Origin of the sequence: Bradyrhizobium sp. (assembly GCF_035570375.1) — a bacterium.
In the GTDB taxonomy this organism is placed as follows: domain Bacteria; phylum Pseudomonadota; class Alphaproteobacteria; order Rhizobiales; family Xanthobacteraceae; genus Bradyrhizobium.
Genome location: NZ_DATMLW010000152.1, coordinates 31,908 through 47,809, shown reverse-complemented (window position 1 = coordinate 47,809; position 15,902 = coordinate 31,908). Strand labels below are relative to the sequence as shown.

Annotated in this window: 13 protein-coding genes; 3 read left to right on the top strand and 10 right to left on the bottom strand. The window is 60.2% G+C overall.

From position 1 onward, the window contains the following. Together VNX23_RS15915 and VNX23_RS15910 are read right to left on the bottom strand one after the other, a co-directional pair. A partial coding sequence (locus tag VNX23_RS15915) for a CBS domain-containing protein (RefSeq protein ID WP_325631532.1) occupies window positions 1-333 on the bottom strand: 333 nt, incomplete at its 3' end. 433 nt (window positions 334-766) lie between these two features. Then, complete coding sequence (locus VNX23_RS15910; protein ID WP_325631530.1) at window positions 767-1,738, bottom strand: ABC transporter substrate-binding protein; 972 nt, start codon at window positions 1,736-1,738, stop codon at window positions 767-769. A gap of 497 nt (window positions 1,739-2,235) precedes the next feature. Here VNX23_RS15910 and VNX23_RS15905 point away from each other — a divergent pair, with 497 nt between their 5' ends. Continuing rightward, window positions 2,236-2,466, top strand: a complete 231-nt coding sequence (locus VNX23_RS15905) for a hypothetical protein (RefSeq protein ID WP_325631528.1) — start codon at window positions 2,236-2,238, stop codon at window positions 2,464-2,466. 352 nt (window positions 2,467-2,818) lie between these two features. Here VNX23_RS15905 and VNX23_RS15900 read toward each other — a convergent pair whose 3' ends face one another. The 8 genes from VNX23_RS15900 to VNX23_RS15865 all read right to left on the bottom strand — a co-directional run bounded on the left by VNX23_RS15900 (window position 2,819) and on the right by VNX23_RS15865 (window position 12,430). After that, window positions 2,819-3,682: a formate/nitrite transporter family protein gene (locus VNX23_RS15900; RefSeq protein WP_325631527.1), complete on the bottom strand. Its 864-nt coding sequence runs from the start codon at window positions 3,680-3,682 to the stop codon at window positions 2,819-2,821. A gap of 24 nt (window positions 3,683-3,706) precedes the next feature. Continuing rightward, the gene (locus VNX23_RS15895; protein WP_325631525.1) at window positions 3,707-5,311 is read right to left on the bottom strand and encodes a YidE/YbjL duplication; all 1,605 of its coding nucleotides are present in this window, start codon (window positions 5,309-5,311) and stop codon (window positions 3,707-3,709) included. Window positions 5,312-5,346: 35 nt separating this feature from the next. Then, complete coding sequence (gene pflA, locus VNX23_RS15890) at window positions 5,347-6,174, bottom strand: pyruvate formate-lyase-activating protein (protein ID WP_325631524.1); 828 nt, start codon at window positions 6,172-6,174, stop codon at window positions 5,347-5,349. Between the two features lie 14 nt (window positions 6,175-6,188). Continuing rightward, window positions 6,189-8,459: a formate C-acetyltransferase gene (gene pflB, locus VNX23_RS15885; RefSeq protein WP_325631522.1), complete on the bottom strand. Its 2,271-nt coding sequence runs from the start codon at window positions 8,457-8,459 to the stop codon at window positions 6,189-6,191. A 201-nt stretch (window positions 8,460-8,660) separates the two neighbouring features. Continuing rightward, on the bottom strand, window positions 8,661-10,355 hold the full coding sequence (aspT, locus tag VNX23_RS15880; RefSeq protein ID WP_325631520.1) for an aspartate-alanine antiporter: 1,695 nt from the start codon (window positions 10,353-10,355) through the stop codon (window positions 8,661-8,663). Between the two features lie 497 nt (window positions 10,356-10,852). Further along, window positions 10,853-11,242, bottom strand: coding sequence for a type II toxin-antitoxin system VapC family toxin (locus tag VNX23_RS15875; RefSeq protein WP_414643010.1), 390 nt, complete (start codon window positions 11,240-11,242; stop codon window positions 10,853-10,855). 8 nt (window positions 11,243-11,250) lie between these two features. Further along, window positions 11,251-11,487 (bottom strand): antitoxin, encoded by a 237-nt coding sequence (locus VNX23_RS15870; protein ID WP_325631516.1) that lies wholly within the window; start codon window positions 11,485-11,487, stop codon window positions 11,251-11,253. Window positions 11,488-11,644: 157 nt separating this feature from the next. Next, the gene (locus tag VNX23_RS15865; RefSeq protein ID WP_325631515.1) at window positions 11,645-12,430 is read right to left on the bottom strand and encodes a 2-keto-4-pentenoate hydratase; all 786 of its coding nucleotides are present in this window, start codon (window positions 12,428-12,430) and stop codon (window positions 11,645-11,647) included. A 301-nt stretch (window positions 12,431-12,731) separates the two neighbouring features. Here VNX23_RS15865 and phnA point away from each other — a divergent pair, with 301 nt between their 5' ends. Both phnA and VNX23_RS15855 read left to right on the top strand, forming a co-directional pair. Continuing rightward, on the top strand, window positions 12,732-13,970 hold the full coding sequence (gene phnA, locus VNX23_RS15860) for a phosphonoacetate hydrolase (protein WP_325631513.1): 1,239 nt from the start codon (window positions 12,732-12,734) through the stop codon (window positions 13,968-13,970). A 265-nt stretch (window positions 13,971-14,235) separates the two neighbouring features. Then, window positions 14,236-15,528 carry an MFS transporter gene (locus VNX23_RS15855; protein WP_325631511.1) on the top strand — a complete coding sequence of 431 codons (1,293 nt, stop codon included), beginning with the start codon at window positions 14,236-14,238 and terminating at the stop codon, window positions 15,526-15,528. Window positions 15,529-15,902: the final 374 nt, after the last annotated feature.

Sequence of the window (15,902 nt, the reverse complement as noted above, 5' to 3'; positions counted from 1 at the left end):
CTTGCCCGCGTCCAGGACTGGCAGATGGCGAAAACCGCGCGCAGCCATCATTGCCATGCAGCCTTCCAGCCGATCGTCCGGCTTGACCGTCACCGGGTTGCCCGTCATCACTTGGCCCACCGGCGTCTGCTTCGCATCGAGCCCGGACAGCAGCACTTTGATGGCGCAGTCACCCTGGGTCACGATACCGACCAGCACGTCGTCGTCGATGACCAGCACCGACCGGACCCGGTTGTCGCGCATCTGGCGCAAGGCTTCGACGACCATGTCGCCGGAACGAACATGGATCAGGGCGACACTCTTCTGGGCCAGAGCGTTTTTTACTGTGCTCATCGATCTCCTGTCGAGGGCCCTGTTCCTGCGCCGCATTGATGGTCCGCATTGAAGGTTAGTCGAAATATCTAGCCTTGTCAGCATCGCGCCGGGCTACGCCATCGAGGCGGTGAAAATCCCGCTGCAGCTCTTGTTTCGGGATCGGGCTGTAACACCAACCCGTAAACCCCAGACAGGCGCCTCGGCGAAATGGAAGTAATCAAGCGGTTCGGCGACAAGGTATTCGCCCGCGACTTTTCTGCCTCCGTCGCCGGTGCTGACAGAAGGCGCCATGATCACATATCCCCCAAAATGGATTGGCCTCCATGAGAGGTCTGCTCGGGGTCATTCGCGACCGAACCGGTCGATCTTGCCTGCCAATCGATGTCCGCTTCTCTCCAAAATCGACGAAATTGCTGCGCGGCCGCGAAATGACGCGAAGGGCCAGAAGCAGTCATTCGATCACCAGATCGGCGCGCGCGAGGAAGGTGGGTGACAACTTCAATCCGATTGCCTTCGCTGTCTTCAGGTTGACGGCGAGTTCGAATGTCGTGGGTTGCTCGACTGGGATGTCAGAAGGCTTCGTTCCTCTCAAGATTTTGTCAACGATACCCGCAGCGCGTCGATACCTCTCGGCAGAACGGTCGCTGTAAGACAACAGTCCACCTTCCTCGACCCACTCCTTTCCAACAAACATGCCTGGCAGCTTGTTGCGCAATGCGAAGTCGATAATTTCCTTTCGATACTCCAGTGTCAGCGCATCTTGCACTACAAGCAAGGCGCCGGGGGGTTGCTCGGACATCTCCGCAAAAGCACCCTCAAAATCTTTCGGGCTCCGCACCTCCTGCGACCTCAGCGTTACTCCCAGCTTACGACCAGCGCTTTCTGTCTCTTGCCACGCGAGTGAATTAGCAGGGTTGGCGGAATTCCAGAGCACGGCACCGTTGGTGAGCCCAGGGATCACTTCCTGGAGTAGCTCTACACGTTTTGCACTCGTCTCTGCATTTAGCACTGCAAACCCCGTCACGTTGCCGCCGGGGTGAGCCAGGCTTGCGATCAGGCCGGTACCCACAGGGTCAATCGCCGCAGGGTGGATGATTGGAATGGTCTTAGTCTCGTTCTTCACGGCCACGGCGGCAGGCGTCGTCACGACAATCACCGCATCGACGTTCAGCCTCACCATCTCGGCAGCAAACTCCTTAAACCGCTCGGCGTTTCCTTCCGCGTATCGCCGCTCGACGATCAGGTTTTGTCCCTCTACGTAGCCGAGCTCTTTCAGGCCTGAAAAAAGAGGATCGTAAAACTTTTCGTATCGATGGGCGATAAACCCTACTCGCCATGTCTTGCTGAGCTGTTGCGCGAACAGGTTGAACGGCCTTCCAGCCAACGCGCAAACCACAGCGACAATGACCTGCCTGCGCCTCATCGCGCCCTCCCTGCCTGGGCAAGACAAGCGAAGAAAATTAGCACGATTTCTATCCCGACGATGGGGATGCTGGCCGTGGCTTTGCTGGCAGCGTGCGCGAAAACAGGCGACCACCGTTCCATCACGCACGCATGGTGACGCCTGGCTCGGCCAGCGAAGGTACTTCTTGGGAAGGCTATGATTCACTGTTTCAGGACTGGTTGACTGACAATTATATAGCTATTTCAACGGCATATGTGTTTGTAGTTTTATTCTGAATGGCGCGCCATTTCGGCCCAACATCATTGTCCCAAACCAGCTCTTCCATTCGACGACATGGAGCGCCACCGGCCACGGCCTCGGACATTGCGGCTGCACGGGACTCTCTTTGGGATTGCATTCTTCGTCGAATGCTACGAAATGCATCGCGCGACGCGAACCGCACCACGATGGAACAGGCAGCGAGCTTGCGCTAATCGCGGCTGTTCTGTGTGCCATCATCAGATCGAGGGGGTATCATGAGGACTTTATTGCGAGGCATGACCGCAGCGGCAGTGTTACTGGCTGGCAGCCAAGGCATCCGGGCGGACCAGACCGTGATGTTCCCCGACGTCAATGGCAAGATGGTCCGCATTCCAATCGCACACACCTACGAGCAGTGCCGCAAGAACGGGCGGCATCTTGGGTATCCCGACAGCGACAGCCACGCCTGGTGCACACAGCACTGCAACGGCAAAATCTGCCAGTAAGTCGCGCCCAACCGAAATATTCGAAAACTGCCGCCGTCCTAAAGCGCGATGAGATTTGGTTGAATCGTCATCGCGCTTTGTTCTTTGATCGAGCATGATCTCCGCGCAAACGCGTTCCGCGTTTGGCGCGAGGGAAAACCGCTGCACGCTTTGCGCTGACGCGGCCTACGGGTCCGGATCATGCTTTAGCTGTCACGCCCGCGCTCCGGGTTGAGCGGCGTCAAGCGTCATCGCGAATACGGCGTAGATCAACGCCGGCGGGACGCCGACCAACCAGGCGGAGCGCCGCTATCGGTGATGAAGCAGGAAGCAGGTTGCGGCAACACCGGTTCCGGACGCGGCAATACTGCGCTTATTTCTCGGCGCGATATGAGGCGCCAAATGCTGCCCGATAGATCGCCCAATAGACGGCACCGACAAGGCCGGCGCCGCCCACGATATTGCCGAGCGTGACCGGAACCAGATTGTGAAGGATTCCAGAGACCGTAATCGGTGAGACGTCGAAATTGGCCGGAACGTGGCCGGTCTGGACCAGCAGCCAGGCCAAGGGCAGAAAATACATGTTGGCCACGCAGTGCTCGAAGCCGGCGGCTATGAAGGCGGAGACCGGCAATATGACGGCGACGACTTTGTCGGTGACCGTCCGGCCTGCATAGGCAAGCCAGACTGCCGCGCACACCAGCACGTTGCAAAGAATACCCTTGAAGAACAGCGTCACCATATCGGGCCGGATTTTTCCGGCAGCCGTATTCAATATGGAGACTCCGATGCGGCCGTCATTCATGTCGAGATGATGGGAAAAATAGATCAGAACGATGAGCCCCAGCGATCCGAGCAGGTTGCCGAACCAGACAATGGTCCAGTTACGCAGCATCGTCCCTGTCGAAACCCTTCCGCTCGCCCAGGCCATCACGATCAAATTGTTGCCTGTAAAAAGCTCGGCGCCTCCCACCATGACAAGTACCAATCCGAGCGAAAACACCAGGCCGCCGAGGACGCGTGTGGTAGCGAAGCTGAGCTCCGGGTCGCTCGCAACAATGGTGTAGTAAACGGCGCCGAACCCGACACCGCCGCCTGCCACGATCGCCAGCATGAAGGAGACCAGAAACGGCAGATTGGCCTTTTTGACCCCGACCTTTTCGACAGCCTCCTTGATCTCGGCCGGGCTGTAAGCCTGCAGATTGAAGATAGGCGGTGGGGATGCTTCGTCGGACATCCTTCAGTCCTCGCTCGGCGCGAGCTACCCGCCCGCGGCGGCGCCGCCAGCGAGCAAGCCGACGATCTGGATGGCGATCACCTTCACCAACGTCATCGACGGAAAGATCATGGCGTAGCCGATGTCGGGCCGCTCGGTCGGCGCCATCTTGGTCGAGTAAACCAAAATGGCGGGGTTTCCCGTCGCGCCCGATGTGACGCCTACGAGATCATCATAAGGGATCTTGAGCAGGTAATGGCCGGCCAGCAGGACGATGAGCGCGGTGGTCAAGAGCACGACGATGCCGATGAAGAGCATCGTGAAACCGGATTCGGCAACGGTGCGGACAAAGGGTTGACCGGCATTGACGCCGACCGTGGCGAGGAACATGGCAAGCCCGAAATTTCGCAAAACGATGTTCGCCGGCAGCGGCATCGTCCAGAGCATCGGGCCGGTGCGCCGCAACTTGCCGAGGATGAGGGCGACGATGAGCGGACCGCCACCGATGCCGAGCGTGACGACACCGATGCCCGGAATCGGAATGGGAATGAGGCCGAGCAAAACCCCGAGCACCATGCCTACGCCCAGCGATACGTAACTGAATTCGGCGGCCGACTTCACCGTATCGCCGAAGAACCTTCGGATCTCCTCCTTGCGGTCCGGCGGCAGCAAAACGCCGATCCGGTCACCGAATTCCAGCATCAGGTCGGGAGCAGGCACGAGATCGGCGTCATACCTGCGCACATGCAGGACATGAGTCGGGAAGCCCGCAGGCATCTGCATCTTCGAGAGCGGAACGCCGACCACGTTCGCCTTGCCGACAAAGACCCTGATGTAGTCGAGATCGGCACGATCACTCGCGAGCAAGCCGGGCTCCAGTTTACCGAGCCGTGCGGCTGCGTCTTTGATGGCTTCTTCCCGCTCGGCAACGATGAGGACCGCATCACCTGCCGACATCACCGTGTCGGGCGTCGGAACGAAATTGCGACCGCCGGTCCGTACCATCGTCACCTGCACGTCGCTCGGAAGGTCCTTCATCAGCTCCTCAAGGTTGCGGCCGGAGGAAGCGGCCGCGATCGAAATCTCGCCCATATGGAAGCTTTGTGCCTTCACCGGGAATTTTGGTTTGACGACGCGCGTCATGAAATAGATACAGAGAATTGGACCGATCACGCCGAAGGGGTAGGCAATCGAATAGCCGATCGATGGGTCCTTGTTCTTGATGACGTCGAGGGCGGCCTGAAGCGTCGCCGTGCTTGTCATCGATCCCGCATAGAGGCCCATCGTGTGGCCGAGCTTGATCCCGAATATTTTTCCAAGGCCGAGGGCGACGAACAGGCCTGCCACGCACGCGACCAGCGCCAGCAGATTGTACGTCCGTCCCACGCCCACCATGCCTTCGAAGAATTGGCGGCCATAGAGAATGCCGATGCCATAGAGGAACATGATCAGGCCGGTGAGGCCGATCGGACCCGTGATCTGGGCCTTGGGCGCGAACGCTCCGATCGCAAGACCAACGAAGAGAACCGCGCCGACGCCAAGGGAGAACCCTCCGATGCTGATCTGCCCGACGAGATAGCCCAGGCCGATGGCGAGAAATGCCGTCAAGATCGGCTGGCTGCCGATGATATCGCGCGCAACGTCCAACATGTTTTGTCTCCCGATCGTTTCTTTTCCAGTGCTGCCTAGCGGGCGCGGCAGCCTGCGTCGCGGAACTGCTCGACAACCCTGTTCACCAGATGCTTGGTGGGCGGCTCGATATTGGCCAGCTTGTATTCGAGGTTCATCGCCCTCCACTTGAACTCGCCCATCTTGTGAAAGGGTTGCACCTCGACCCACTCGACGTTCTTCATGGGCGCGACGAACCTGGCGATGCCTGCGACATTCCCGGGATCATCGGTTTCGCCGGGTACCAGTGTGAAGCGGACCCAGACCGGCTTGGAGAGCGAAGCAAGCCGCTCCGCAAAGCGAAGCGTCGGCGCAAGATCACGGCCGGTCACCCGGCGGTAGGTGTCGGGGTCAGAGCTCTTGATGTCGAGCAGAACAAGGTCGATCGTCGAGAGGAACGACTCGTCGGCGCGATCGCCAAGAAATCCGGAGGTCTGAACCGCCGTGTGCAGGCCCATCGCCTTCGCGCCCTGGAAAATCCGGCGGGTAAAGGCGAGCTGCACCATCGGCTCGCCCCCCGAAACAGTCAGACCGCCGCCAAGCTTGACCAGGGCCGGCGCAAAGCTGCCGAGCCGCTCAAGCACCTGCTGGAGCGAGACATAGGTGCCGTCCTTCAAATGCCACGTATCCGGGTTGTGGCAGTAAGTGCAACGCAACAGGCAACCCGAGAGGAACAGTACCGCACGCAAGCCAGGTCCATCGTATCGCGACGACGTCTCGTAGGAGTGGCAGTAACCGAACGAACCCTCCTCGTCCTTTGCTTCCGACTCGTCGGGGGCGTCCGGCGACAGCCCCGCCCGGAGATCGTAACGACTTCCCGATTCGAGCGGCCTCAATGCCGGCATGACCGCCTCCGGTCTCAAATCTGGCCATGGAAGGTGCGGCTGATCACGTCTCTCTGTTGCTCCGGCGTCAGGCGGACGAAATTCACGGCATAGCCGGACACGCGGATGGTGAGTTGCGGATATTTGTCCGGATTCTTCACGGCGTCTTCGAGCGTTTCACGGTCGATCACGTTCAGGTTCATGTGGAATCCGCCGTGATCGAAGTAGAGGTCGAAGGCTTTGGCTGCCTCTTCCACAAGCTGGCCTTCGGACAGATGCGCCTTCTGCGGAGCGACCGACACGGTGTAGCTGATACCGTCCTGCGCATCCTTGTAGGGAAGCTTTGCCACGGACAGGCATGAAGCGAGCCAACCATGGCTGTCGCGTCCGTGCATCGGATTGGCGCCCGGTCCGAACGGCTCGCCCTTCCTGCGGCCATCCGGGGTGTTTCCGGTCGCCTTGCCATAGACGACGTTCGAAGTGATGGTCAGCACGCTTTGCGTATGCGTCGCGTTCCGATAGGTCGGATGTTTGCGGATCTTCTCCATGAAGCTGGTCACGATGGAGGAGGCGATTTGATCGACACGGTCGTCGTTGTTGCCAAACTGGGGCGTCGCCCGATTGCCTTCGTTCTGGTAGTCGACCACGAGCCCGGTCGCGTCGCGCGCGACGCGGATTTTTCCGTATTTGATCGCGCTGAGGCTGTCGGCAACGACCGAGAGCCCGGCGATTCCGAACGCCATGGTGCGCAGGATGTCGCGATCGTGCAGCGCCATTTCCAGGCGTTCGTAGAAATACTTGTCATGCATGTAGTGGATGCAGTTCATCGCGTGCACGTAGGTGCGCGCCAGCCATTCCATGGTGGCGTCGAATTTGGCCATGACGTCGTCGTAGTCGAGGAAGTCGCCGGAGACCGGAAGCGTCTGCGGCGAAACCTGCTCGCCGGACACCTCGTCGCGACCGCCGTTGATGGCGTAAAGCAGAGCCTTGGCGAGGTTGACGCGCGCGCCGAAGAACTGCATCTGCTTGCCGAGCCGCATCGCCGAGACACAGCAGGCGATGCCATAGTCGTCGCCCCAGAAGGGGCGCATCAGATCGTCGTTCTCGTACTGCAGCGAGGAGGTATCACGGCTGACCTTCACGCAGTAACGCTTGAAGGCGTCCGGCATGTGATTGGACCAGAGCACGGTGATATTCGGTTCGGGCGCGGGACCGAGATTGTAGAGGGTGTGCAGCATGCGATAGCTGCTCTTGGTCACCAGCGTACGTCCGTCCAGGTCCATGCCGCCGACGCATTCGGTCGCCCAATAGGGGTCGCCACTGAACAGCGCATCATATTCGGGCGTCCGCAGGAAGCGGACGATGCGCAGTTTCTGCACCAGTTGGTCCCAGAGTTCCTGCGCGCCGGCCTCGTCGAGCGCTCCTTCCTTCAGGTCGCGCTCGATGAAGATGTCGAGGAAGCTCGATATGCGTCCGATCGACATCGCCGCGCCGTTGGCTTCCTTGATGGCGCCGAGATAGGCGAAATAGGTCCACTGGAACGCCTCCCGGGCATTCATCGCCGGTTTGGAGATGTCGTGGCCATAGAGCTTGGCCATCTCGGCGAGATCCTTCAGCGCGCGCATTTGCTCGGACAGCTCTTCGCGCAAGCGGATGATTTCGTCGGTCGGCCACATGTCGTTGATTTGCGCGCGTTCCTCGCGCTTGACCTCGAGCAGCCGGTCGACGCCGTAGAGAGCCACCCGTCGATAGTCGCCGATGATGCGCCCGCGCCCATAGGCATCGGGAAGGCCGGTGATGACACCGGATCGGCGGGCATTCATGATTTCGGGCGTGTAGGCGTCGAACACGCCGTCATTGTGCGATTTCCGGTATTTTGTGAACGCCTCGTGGACCGCGGGGTCGGCATCAAAGCCGGCCGCCTTCAGCCCTGCTTCGACCATGCGCAAGCCCCCGAACGGGAAGATCGCCCGCTTGAATGGCTGGTCCGTTTGCAGGCCCACGATCACTTCATTGTCGCGGTCGATGTATCCGGCCGGGTGAGCCAACAGCGTCGAAGGATGCTTCGCGTCGACCGCAAGCACGCCCTTTTTTCTTTCATCCGCGAAATAAGGTTGCAATTTCGCCCAGACGGCCTTGGTCCGCTTCGACGAACCGGCAAGGAACTTCTCGTCGCCGCCGTAAGGCGTCACATTGCGAACGATGAAGTCGCGAACATTGATGGAACTGCGCCAGTCGCCGGACCGAAAGCCCGTCCAGCTATCTCGTTCACTGGAATCCTTCCTCAGAGCTGCGCTGCCCTTCATGACGTCTCTCCCCGCGTTCGGCTTTTGTTTGGCCGGCTGCAGGACCGTTCCGTCTTATGGCGGTGCAGCCGCAAAGAAGGATCGTAGTTTCAGGCGGCCTCGGTCTGTTGATCTAGGTCAATCAACCGCGGGAAAAGCTCCATGGGCTGCTGGAGGTGTCTGCGGAGACCGGAACGATGCAACGATGCTCGCGGCTCGCATTCAGCCGCCGAACACGACGACGATGATCGAGCCCCAGGTCGTCAGCAGGATGTTGGCGACCGGATAGGCCGGCGTATAGCCGAGCACGGCGACGGGGCTGCCCGAGCGTTCCTGCACTGCCGCCATCGCCGCGGTCACGGTCTGACCTCCGGTCAACGCGCCGAGCAGGAGGATCGGATTCATCCGCAGGGCGAAATGGCCCATGCAAAACCCGACGATCTGCGGCAACAGGGTCACCATGGCACCGCCCAATAGCAGTCCAATGCCGGCCTCCTTCAAGGCCGACACGAACACCGGCCCTGCGTGTATTCCGGTCAGGCCAACGAACGCCGCGAGCCCGAGCGATGTCATCAGGCTGATGGCGCCATCGGGAATCCGGCCGAACAAGGGATAATGAGTACGGAGATTTCCGACCAGGAGTCCCGCGAGCAGCGTGCCGACGCTGGTGGAGAGGGAGAGCTTGATGCCGCCAACGGGAAACGTGACGAGAACGCCGACGAGCCCGCCGAGAAATATCGCAAGGCCCATGACCACGAAATCGATGCTTGGATTGGGGCTGACGATCGCGCCGATTTTTGCCGCCGCTCGGTTGACGATGGGTTCGGGCCCGACAATGCGGAGCAGATCGCCGCGCTGGAGCACGACGTTGGCCGCAATCGGCAGTTCCTGACCGCCGCGGCTCAGGGACCGCAAATAGAGCCCGCGGGCCCATTCCTGCTCTGAGGCCTCGCCAAGTTTCATGCCGGCAAGCTTCGCATCGATCAGGAGAACATCCACGGCCGTGACCGCGAAATCGAGCAGCTCCTTGTCCTCGATTTCCTCGGCGCGCGATCCGATCAACTCGACGATGACCTGCCGCGGTCCGGACAAAGCGATCACGTCTCCAGGCTCGAGTATCAAGTTGGGTTTTGCCTCGAGAATGCCTTGTGCCCGTCGGATCCGATGGATGAACAGGCGGTGCTCGGCCACGCGCGCTTCGGCTTCGGCGACGCTCGATCCCGCCAGAGGCGCACCCTCGGCCAATCGATAAGCGCGCAGTTCGAACTTCCGCCAGGCAGAGGCGAGACCCGGCTTGGCGCGATCCATTCCCAGTGCCTGCTCGAGCTTTAACGCTTCCGCCTTCAGATCGATCTTCAACAGCATTGGAACGATCGTCGTGCAGAACAGGATCACGCCGGCATAGCCAAAGATGTAGCAGACCGCGTCCGCCACCGCGACGTGGGCGACCAGCTGGGCCCGCGCCGCCTCGGGCAGCGGCAGTCCGTTGATCGCATCTGTCGCGGTTCCCATGGCGGCGCTCTGGCTCAGCGCCCCCGACATGAGCCCGGCTGCAAAGCCCGCATCCAGCTGCAGGATCTTGCCAACGACGATCGAAGTCACAAGGCCGGTGATACACATGACGATGGCGAGCAGCACCGGCTTCAATCCGTCGCGTTTCAGGGCCAGCATGAATTGCGGGCCGACCGAGTAGCCGATACCGAACAGGAACAGCAGAAACAGGAAGGATTTGGTCATCGCCGAGACGGGGACGTGTGCAAACTGCCCTACCAGCAGGCCTGCGAAAAGCGCGCCCGTGACCGGTCCGAGGGAAAATGCTCCGATCTTGAAGCTTCCGATCCAATAACCCGCGGCGATCACCAGGAACAATGCGAGCTCCGGATAGCGCACCAGGAACTGTTCCAGCCAGGCGAGCATGACCCGGAGCTCCGATTTCGAAGTTCGCAAGCTATCGCGGTGACCCCTGATGCGAACTTCGGAATCAAGGGAGCTCTGGCGAGTTTTGGTTTCTAGTGCGGCTTTGAATTTGAAGTTCCTATAACCAATTTTGCCGCGACCCTGACAGGAACTTCAAATTCGCCGCACTAGCGGTCCGATTCTAACATTCGCATCCCGTTGCAGCGGTAACTTTGCGAATGTTAGAATCACGGGACCACTAGCAAATATAGGATTCCAGCGCGAGGCTCCGCCTCGGGTCAGATCGTGCCCCCATCGAGAGTAAATTCTCGGGGACACCGGACACCTGGCCGAGCCCAGGAATCATTCTCCGCAACGAAGCAATTTTTAACGGCGTGAAGGGACGGATGTTGATCTAAATCAAGCGCATTGTCTGTTTGGGCCGTCCCGCAGGCTTGAGATTTACAGCGCCGCACGCGCAATTCACTAACGATTGTGGCCCGCCCCTCTCGGGCAAGTCAGGCAAGCCAGTTCTCGACCTTCAGGCCGCGAATGCGTTTAAACTCGTTGGCGTTGGCCGTCACTATCGTGGCACCAGTCGCACAGGCGTGGGCAGCAATCAGCAAATCGTTGCTGCCGATCGGGGTTCCGGCCGTTTCCAACTCCGAGCGGATAGCACCGTACTCGGCATCGGCGGGGACATCGAACGGCAGCACTGTGATTTCACCAAGCAGATCTTCAACAGCCTTTAGCAGCCGTTTCGAACCGCTCTTTGCGCATCCGTAGCGCAGCTCCGTCGCCACGATGACGCTGGTGCAGATATTGTTCTCACCGACCCTTGCAATCCTCCTGGCTGCCTTGCCCTGCGGCTTTCTGATCAGATCGGATATGATGTTCGTGTCCAGCATGTAGCGAGTCACAGGACTCGCTCCGGCGCAGGTACGGGGTCATCGATCCGAGGAAACTCCTCATCCAGCGGCTTCATGGTCTTGAGCAAGGCGATAAGCCCGCGCTTGCGCGCCGGCTCGATAACGAGGCGCTCACCGTCCCGGTGCATGATCGCTTCATCACCAGGCAGCTCGAACTCCACCGGAATACGCACCGCTTGATTGCGGCCGTTGCGGAACAACCGGACGTGTCTCGGTTCAGACATCAGTATCTCCAAGCATATGCTAATGACATATGCCAACGCGCGTCTGATTACAAGAGGCAGTTGGCTTGGATGGAATCCGCGGCACCCCCAGTCACAATTTCGGAGCGGCCGTCCGCAGTTTTCCCATGTTGGCTGATCAGCCTATTCTCTCGCCGCGTTATCGCACCTCGACCTCGACAAAGCCGATTTTATCGAGGTCGAAGCGATAGTCCGCATCCTCAGTGGGAAACACCGTCTTCATGACGCTTCCCGTCATCACAATCTCGCCGGCCTTCAGGGCTACTCCACGCGAAGCCAGTTGCGAGGCAAGCCAGGCGACCGAATTGAAGGGATGTCCGAGAATATCGCGTCCGTGGCCTTCGCCGATCGAGGTGCGGTCCCTCGTCGCGCGCCCGCGCACGCCGCCAAGATCGGGCCATTGGCTTGCAAATTCCGACAGGACGATGCCGGCGTTCCAGGAATTGTCGGCGACAAGCGAAAGCACATCGAGCTTGCCGTAGTCGGCATCCCGGTCATCGACCAGTTCGATGGCCGCGCAAACACCGTCGATGTGTGGCGCGATCGTCTCGGCGTTGAAGGTTGCGCCCGCGAGGCGGATGTCTGAACCGATCCGCACGGCGATTTCAAATTCCAGGCCCAGCCGTCCGAAATCCGCTCGGCGAACGGTCACTCCCGATCGATGCACGCGGCTTGCCAGCACGACGCCTGCGATGGGATGGTCGATTCCGCAAAATGCCTGCATCGCGGCCGATGTGAGTCCGACCTTGTAGCCTGCGCCCTCGCCGTGTGCGCTGCGCAGCAGGCTGACGTGCTTCTCCTGGATATCGTAGGCGTCCGAGATCGTGGCCGGTGCCTCCGGCGGGCCGAGCGACGTAAAGCGCGCCCTGGCCTTGTGTTCGGCGAGCAGCGCCTGCGCTGCGCGCGTGGCCGCGGTGTCCTCCATAAAACCTCCTTTTCTTCGTGAAATCCTCGTTCTTCGTGAAATCCTAGCGTGCCGCTCGCGGTCAAACACCGAAAAAAGAGCCACGGCGCAGCCATCGAATTCCAGACTTCGCGTCATGGACAAGGATGCAATTGGCCGCAAACGCCCCCGGCCTTGCGGCTCAGGCTTGCAAACATAATCATTGTCGGATCGCGATTGGCTCCGATAGCCTGAAGACGGCACGCGGTTTCCGATTTTTGCCCGTGTCATCTTATGGTCGTCGATTCCTGCCAAAAAATCCTCAAAGAAAACCAAGGCGATTATGATCCAGGTCAACGGGCGAACCTATGCCAAACCTCGGCGCCCCACGGTGGTTGTTTGCCTGGACGGCTGCGACCCGCGCTATCTCGATGTTGGCAATGCTTCCGAGGTGTTTCCAAACATTTCCAGGATGATGCGCGAGGGCTTTTTCGCACTGGCCGATGCCGCGATGCCGACATTCACCAATCCCAACAATGTTTCGATCGTGACCGGCGCGCCGCCGGCACTTCACGGCATTTCCGGCAACTACTACCTCGACCGGAAGACCGGCGAGGAGATCATGATCGTCGATGCAAGCCCGATGCGCGCCACCACCATCCTTGCCGAAATGTCGCGCGGTGGCGTCCGCGTCGCCGCGATTACGGCCAAGGACAAGCTTCGAAAGATGCTCGGCCATCGCATGGAGGGCGGAATCTGCTTCTCCTCGGAAAAGGCCGCCCATGCAACGCGCGCCGAAAACGGCATCGACAATGTCGAGGCGCTGGTCGGGCGTCCCTCGCCGGACATGTACAGCCCGGACCTTTCGCTGTTCGTGCTCGATGCCGGCATCAAGCTGCTCGAGCAGGGCCGCGCCGATCTCTTCTACCTTTCATTGTCGGATCTGGTCCAGCATGCCCACGGCCCCGGCGAACGCGAGGCGGATGCCTTCCACAACGCAGTCGACGCCAAGGTCGGCCGGCTCGCCAGCCTCGGCGCGGTGGTCGGCCTGATCGCCGATCACGGCATGAACGACAAGACCAATGCGGACGGCACGCCGCGCGTGGTGTTCCTGGAAGAGGAACTCAACCATCGTTTCGGAGCCGACGCGGTGCGCGTGATCTGCCCGATCACCGACCCCTTCGTGAAGCATCATGGCGCGCTCGGATCGTTCGTCAGGGTCTATCTCCGCAAGCCGCTGGAACTTGCTGCCGTGATGGATGCGGCTGCCGCTTTACCCGGGATCGCGCTGGTTCTGGACGGCAAGAGCGCCGCGGGCCGTTACGAGATGCCGCTCGATCGCGAGGGAGATTTCGTGGCCATCGGTGACACCCACGCCGTGATCGGTGCCAGCCGCGCCGAGCATGACCTCACCGGCCTTCACGGCCACCGCCTTCGATCCCACGGCGGATTGAGCGAGCAGGTCGTGCCTTTCATCGTCTCGCATCCGGTCAACGAAAAATACCGGAATCTCGAGAGGACGCGACGGCTGCGCAATTTCGATATCTTCGATTTCGCCTTGAACGGTTTGGCGCAGGCCTAGAGCGAGATGAGTTTTGATCGAATCAGTTGAGACGCAAACTCCGTTCCTTCTCCCCTCGCGGGAGAAGGTGGCGCGGACGAAGTCCGCGCCGGATGAGGGGCATTATACGAGCATCAAGGCCAGATCTTTCGGCTCGGTAGGCCTCACCCGTATCGCATCTTCGACGCGATCCGACCTCTCCCGCAAGGGGAGAGGTGACACGTTCGATGCCTCTCCAGCTAAACCTAGGTGACCAGAATCCAAAAAGAATCAGGGAGCGTGTGTGATGGTTGAGACAGGGCAGGCCGTGGCGGGACCTTTCACCGCCTCCGCCGACAGCGAGGCGCTTTATCGACGCTACAAGTGGACGGCCTTGCTGGGGGTCTCGTTCTGCTACCTCTTCTATTACACCGGCCGGCAGACATTTGGATTTGCGATCCCCGGCATCCAGAAGGAGCTTGGACTTTCCAAGGAAATGCTCGGATGGGTAAGCGCCGCGATGCTCTGGGCCTACGCGGTTGGCCAGTCGATCAATGGCAACCTCGGCGACAAGTTTGGCGGACGCACCATGATGTTTACAGGTGCCGTGCTCTCGTTCGCGGCCAACTGGGCCACCAGCTTTGGCACCGGCTTCGTCAGCATCCTGCTGGCGTGGGGCTTGAACGGCTATTTTCAGTCCATGGGCTTTGCGCCGGGAAGCCGGCTGCTTTCCAATTGGTGGGGACACAAGAACCGGGGCTTTGTCTATTCGTTCTACGTCGGCATGTCCGGGTTTTCGTCGGTGCTGGCCTATTTCCTCCCCATCGTCATTCTCGGCAGTTTCGGTCTCGACTGGCGCTGGATTTTCCGCCTCTCGGTCGTTCTCATGCTGTTCGGGGCGATCGTGATGTTCGTGACCGTTCGCGAGAAGCCGGAGGATCTCGGATTGAGCCATCCGGCCGACGATCGCTCGGCTGACGAGGAGGCGGAAGGCGCGGACGAATCCAGCGCGGCCCGCTATCACTCGGTACTGTCGAACTGGCGGCTCTATGCCACGGGCCTGTCGATCGGATTTCAAAACGCGGCGCGATACGCGCTCCTGGTCTGGATCCCCGTGCATTTCCTCGGGCCGAACTGGAAATCGGCATCCGCTGCGATCGACCCGGTATGGATCACGGTCGCGTTGCCGATCGGAATGGCGCTCGGTGCGTCGACCAACAGTTGGATGTCCGACGTCGTGTTTGGCGCGCGACGCTATCCGGCCATCATCAGCTACATGATTCTGGCGGCCGTCATCGCGATCGCGATGGGTTTCGTGCCGCATGGCAGTCTGCTGGGGATTTTCGGGCTGTTCTTGTGCGGTTTCTTCGTCTTCGGTCCGGCGTCCTCTTTCTGGGCGCTGTGTCCGGATATTTTCGGACGGCGTCTTTCGGGAACAGCAACCGGCGTCCTGAACTTCATCTCCTATGCATGCGCAGGATTGGGCGAGCCCCTCATCGGCCGCTTCATGGACCATACCGGAGATACGTCGGTCATCTTCCCCGTCGTTGCCGCGCTTTGCATCGGCAGCGCGTTTTCGGCGCTTCTCATCAGGCGATAGCAGAGTCGAAAACGCGCGGAAGCGGGGACGAAAACGCGAGCTGATTTGCCTCCGTGTCAACGGGTCTTTGCAAAAATATTCTGCTTCGCCGTTTGGTAGAAACAGCTTTATCGATTCGCCTGTCCCGCCTCGGCAAGAGGGGCGTATGCGCTATCGTCACGAAACGTGAGGCGGGATGCGATGGACGCGGGTGACGCACGAGACGAGTGCGTTAATCGCGGACGGCGAAGTCGTGTGGTCCTGATGCCCCGACGCTGGCATCAAGTCGGTGGGATGATCCGCTGACGATGGTGGCAACAAAGCCCGGCTCACCAGGGAGAGCACGAAGGAAACCGTTAAAACCATTGTGCAGGGAATGCCGGATTGTTCGGCTA

What these genes read in the sequence shown, in the direction of transcription:
- VNX23_RS15865 (WP_325631515.1), bottom strand. Translation starts at nt 12,430, where the DNA reads ATGGAGGACACCGCGGCCACGCGCGCAGCGCAGGCGCTGCTCGCCGAA.
- pflB (WP_325631522.1), bottom strand. Translation starts at nt 8,459, where the DNA reads ATGAAGGGCAGCGCAGCTCTGAGGAAGGATTCCAGTGAACGAGATAGC.
- VNX23_RS15870 (WP_325631516.1), bottom strand. Translation starts at nt 11,487, where the DNA reads ATGTCTGAACCGAGACACGTCCGGTTGTTCCGCAACGGCCGCAATCAA.
- pflA (WP_325631524.1), bottom strand. Translation starts at nt 6,174, where the DNA reads ATGCCGGCATTGAGGCCGCTCGAATCGGGAAGTCGTTACGATCTCCGG.
- VNX23_RS15895 (WP_325631525.1), bottom strand. Translation starts at nt 5,311, where the DNA reads ATGTTGGACGTTGCGCGCGATATCATCGGCAGCCAGCCGATCTTGACG.
- VNX23_RS15910 (WP_325631530.1), bottom strand. Translation starts at nt 1,738, where the DNA reads ATGAGGCGCAGGCAGGTCATTGTCGCTGTGGTTTGCGCGTTGGCTGGA.
- VNX23_RS15855 (WP_325631511.1), top strand. Translation starts at nt 14,236, where the DNA reads ATGGTTGAGACAGGGCAGGCCGTGGCGGGACCTTTCACCGCCTCCGCC.
- aspT (WP_325631520.1), bottom strand. Translation starts at nt 10,355, where the DNA reads ATGCTCGCCTGGCTGGAACAGTTCCTGGTGCGCTATCCGGAGCTCGCA.
- VNX23_RS15900 (WP_325631527.1), bottom strand. Translation starts at nt 3,682, where the DNA reads ATGTCCGACGAAGCATCCCCACCGCCTATCTTCAATCTGCAGGCTTAC.
- VNX23_RS15905 (WP_325631528.1), top strand. Translation starts at nt 2,236, where the DNA reads ATGAGGACTTTATTGCGAGGCATGACCGCAGCGGCAGTGTTACTGGCT.
- phnA (WP_325631513.1), top strand. Translation starts at nt 12,732, where the DNA reads ATGATCCAGGTCAACGGGCGAACCTATGCCAAACCTCGGCGCCCCACG.
- VNX23_RS15875 (WP_414643010.1), bottom strand. Translation starts at nt 11,242, where the DNA reads ATGCTGGACACGAACATCATATCCGATCTGATCAGAAAGCCGCAGGGC.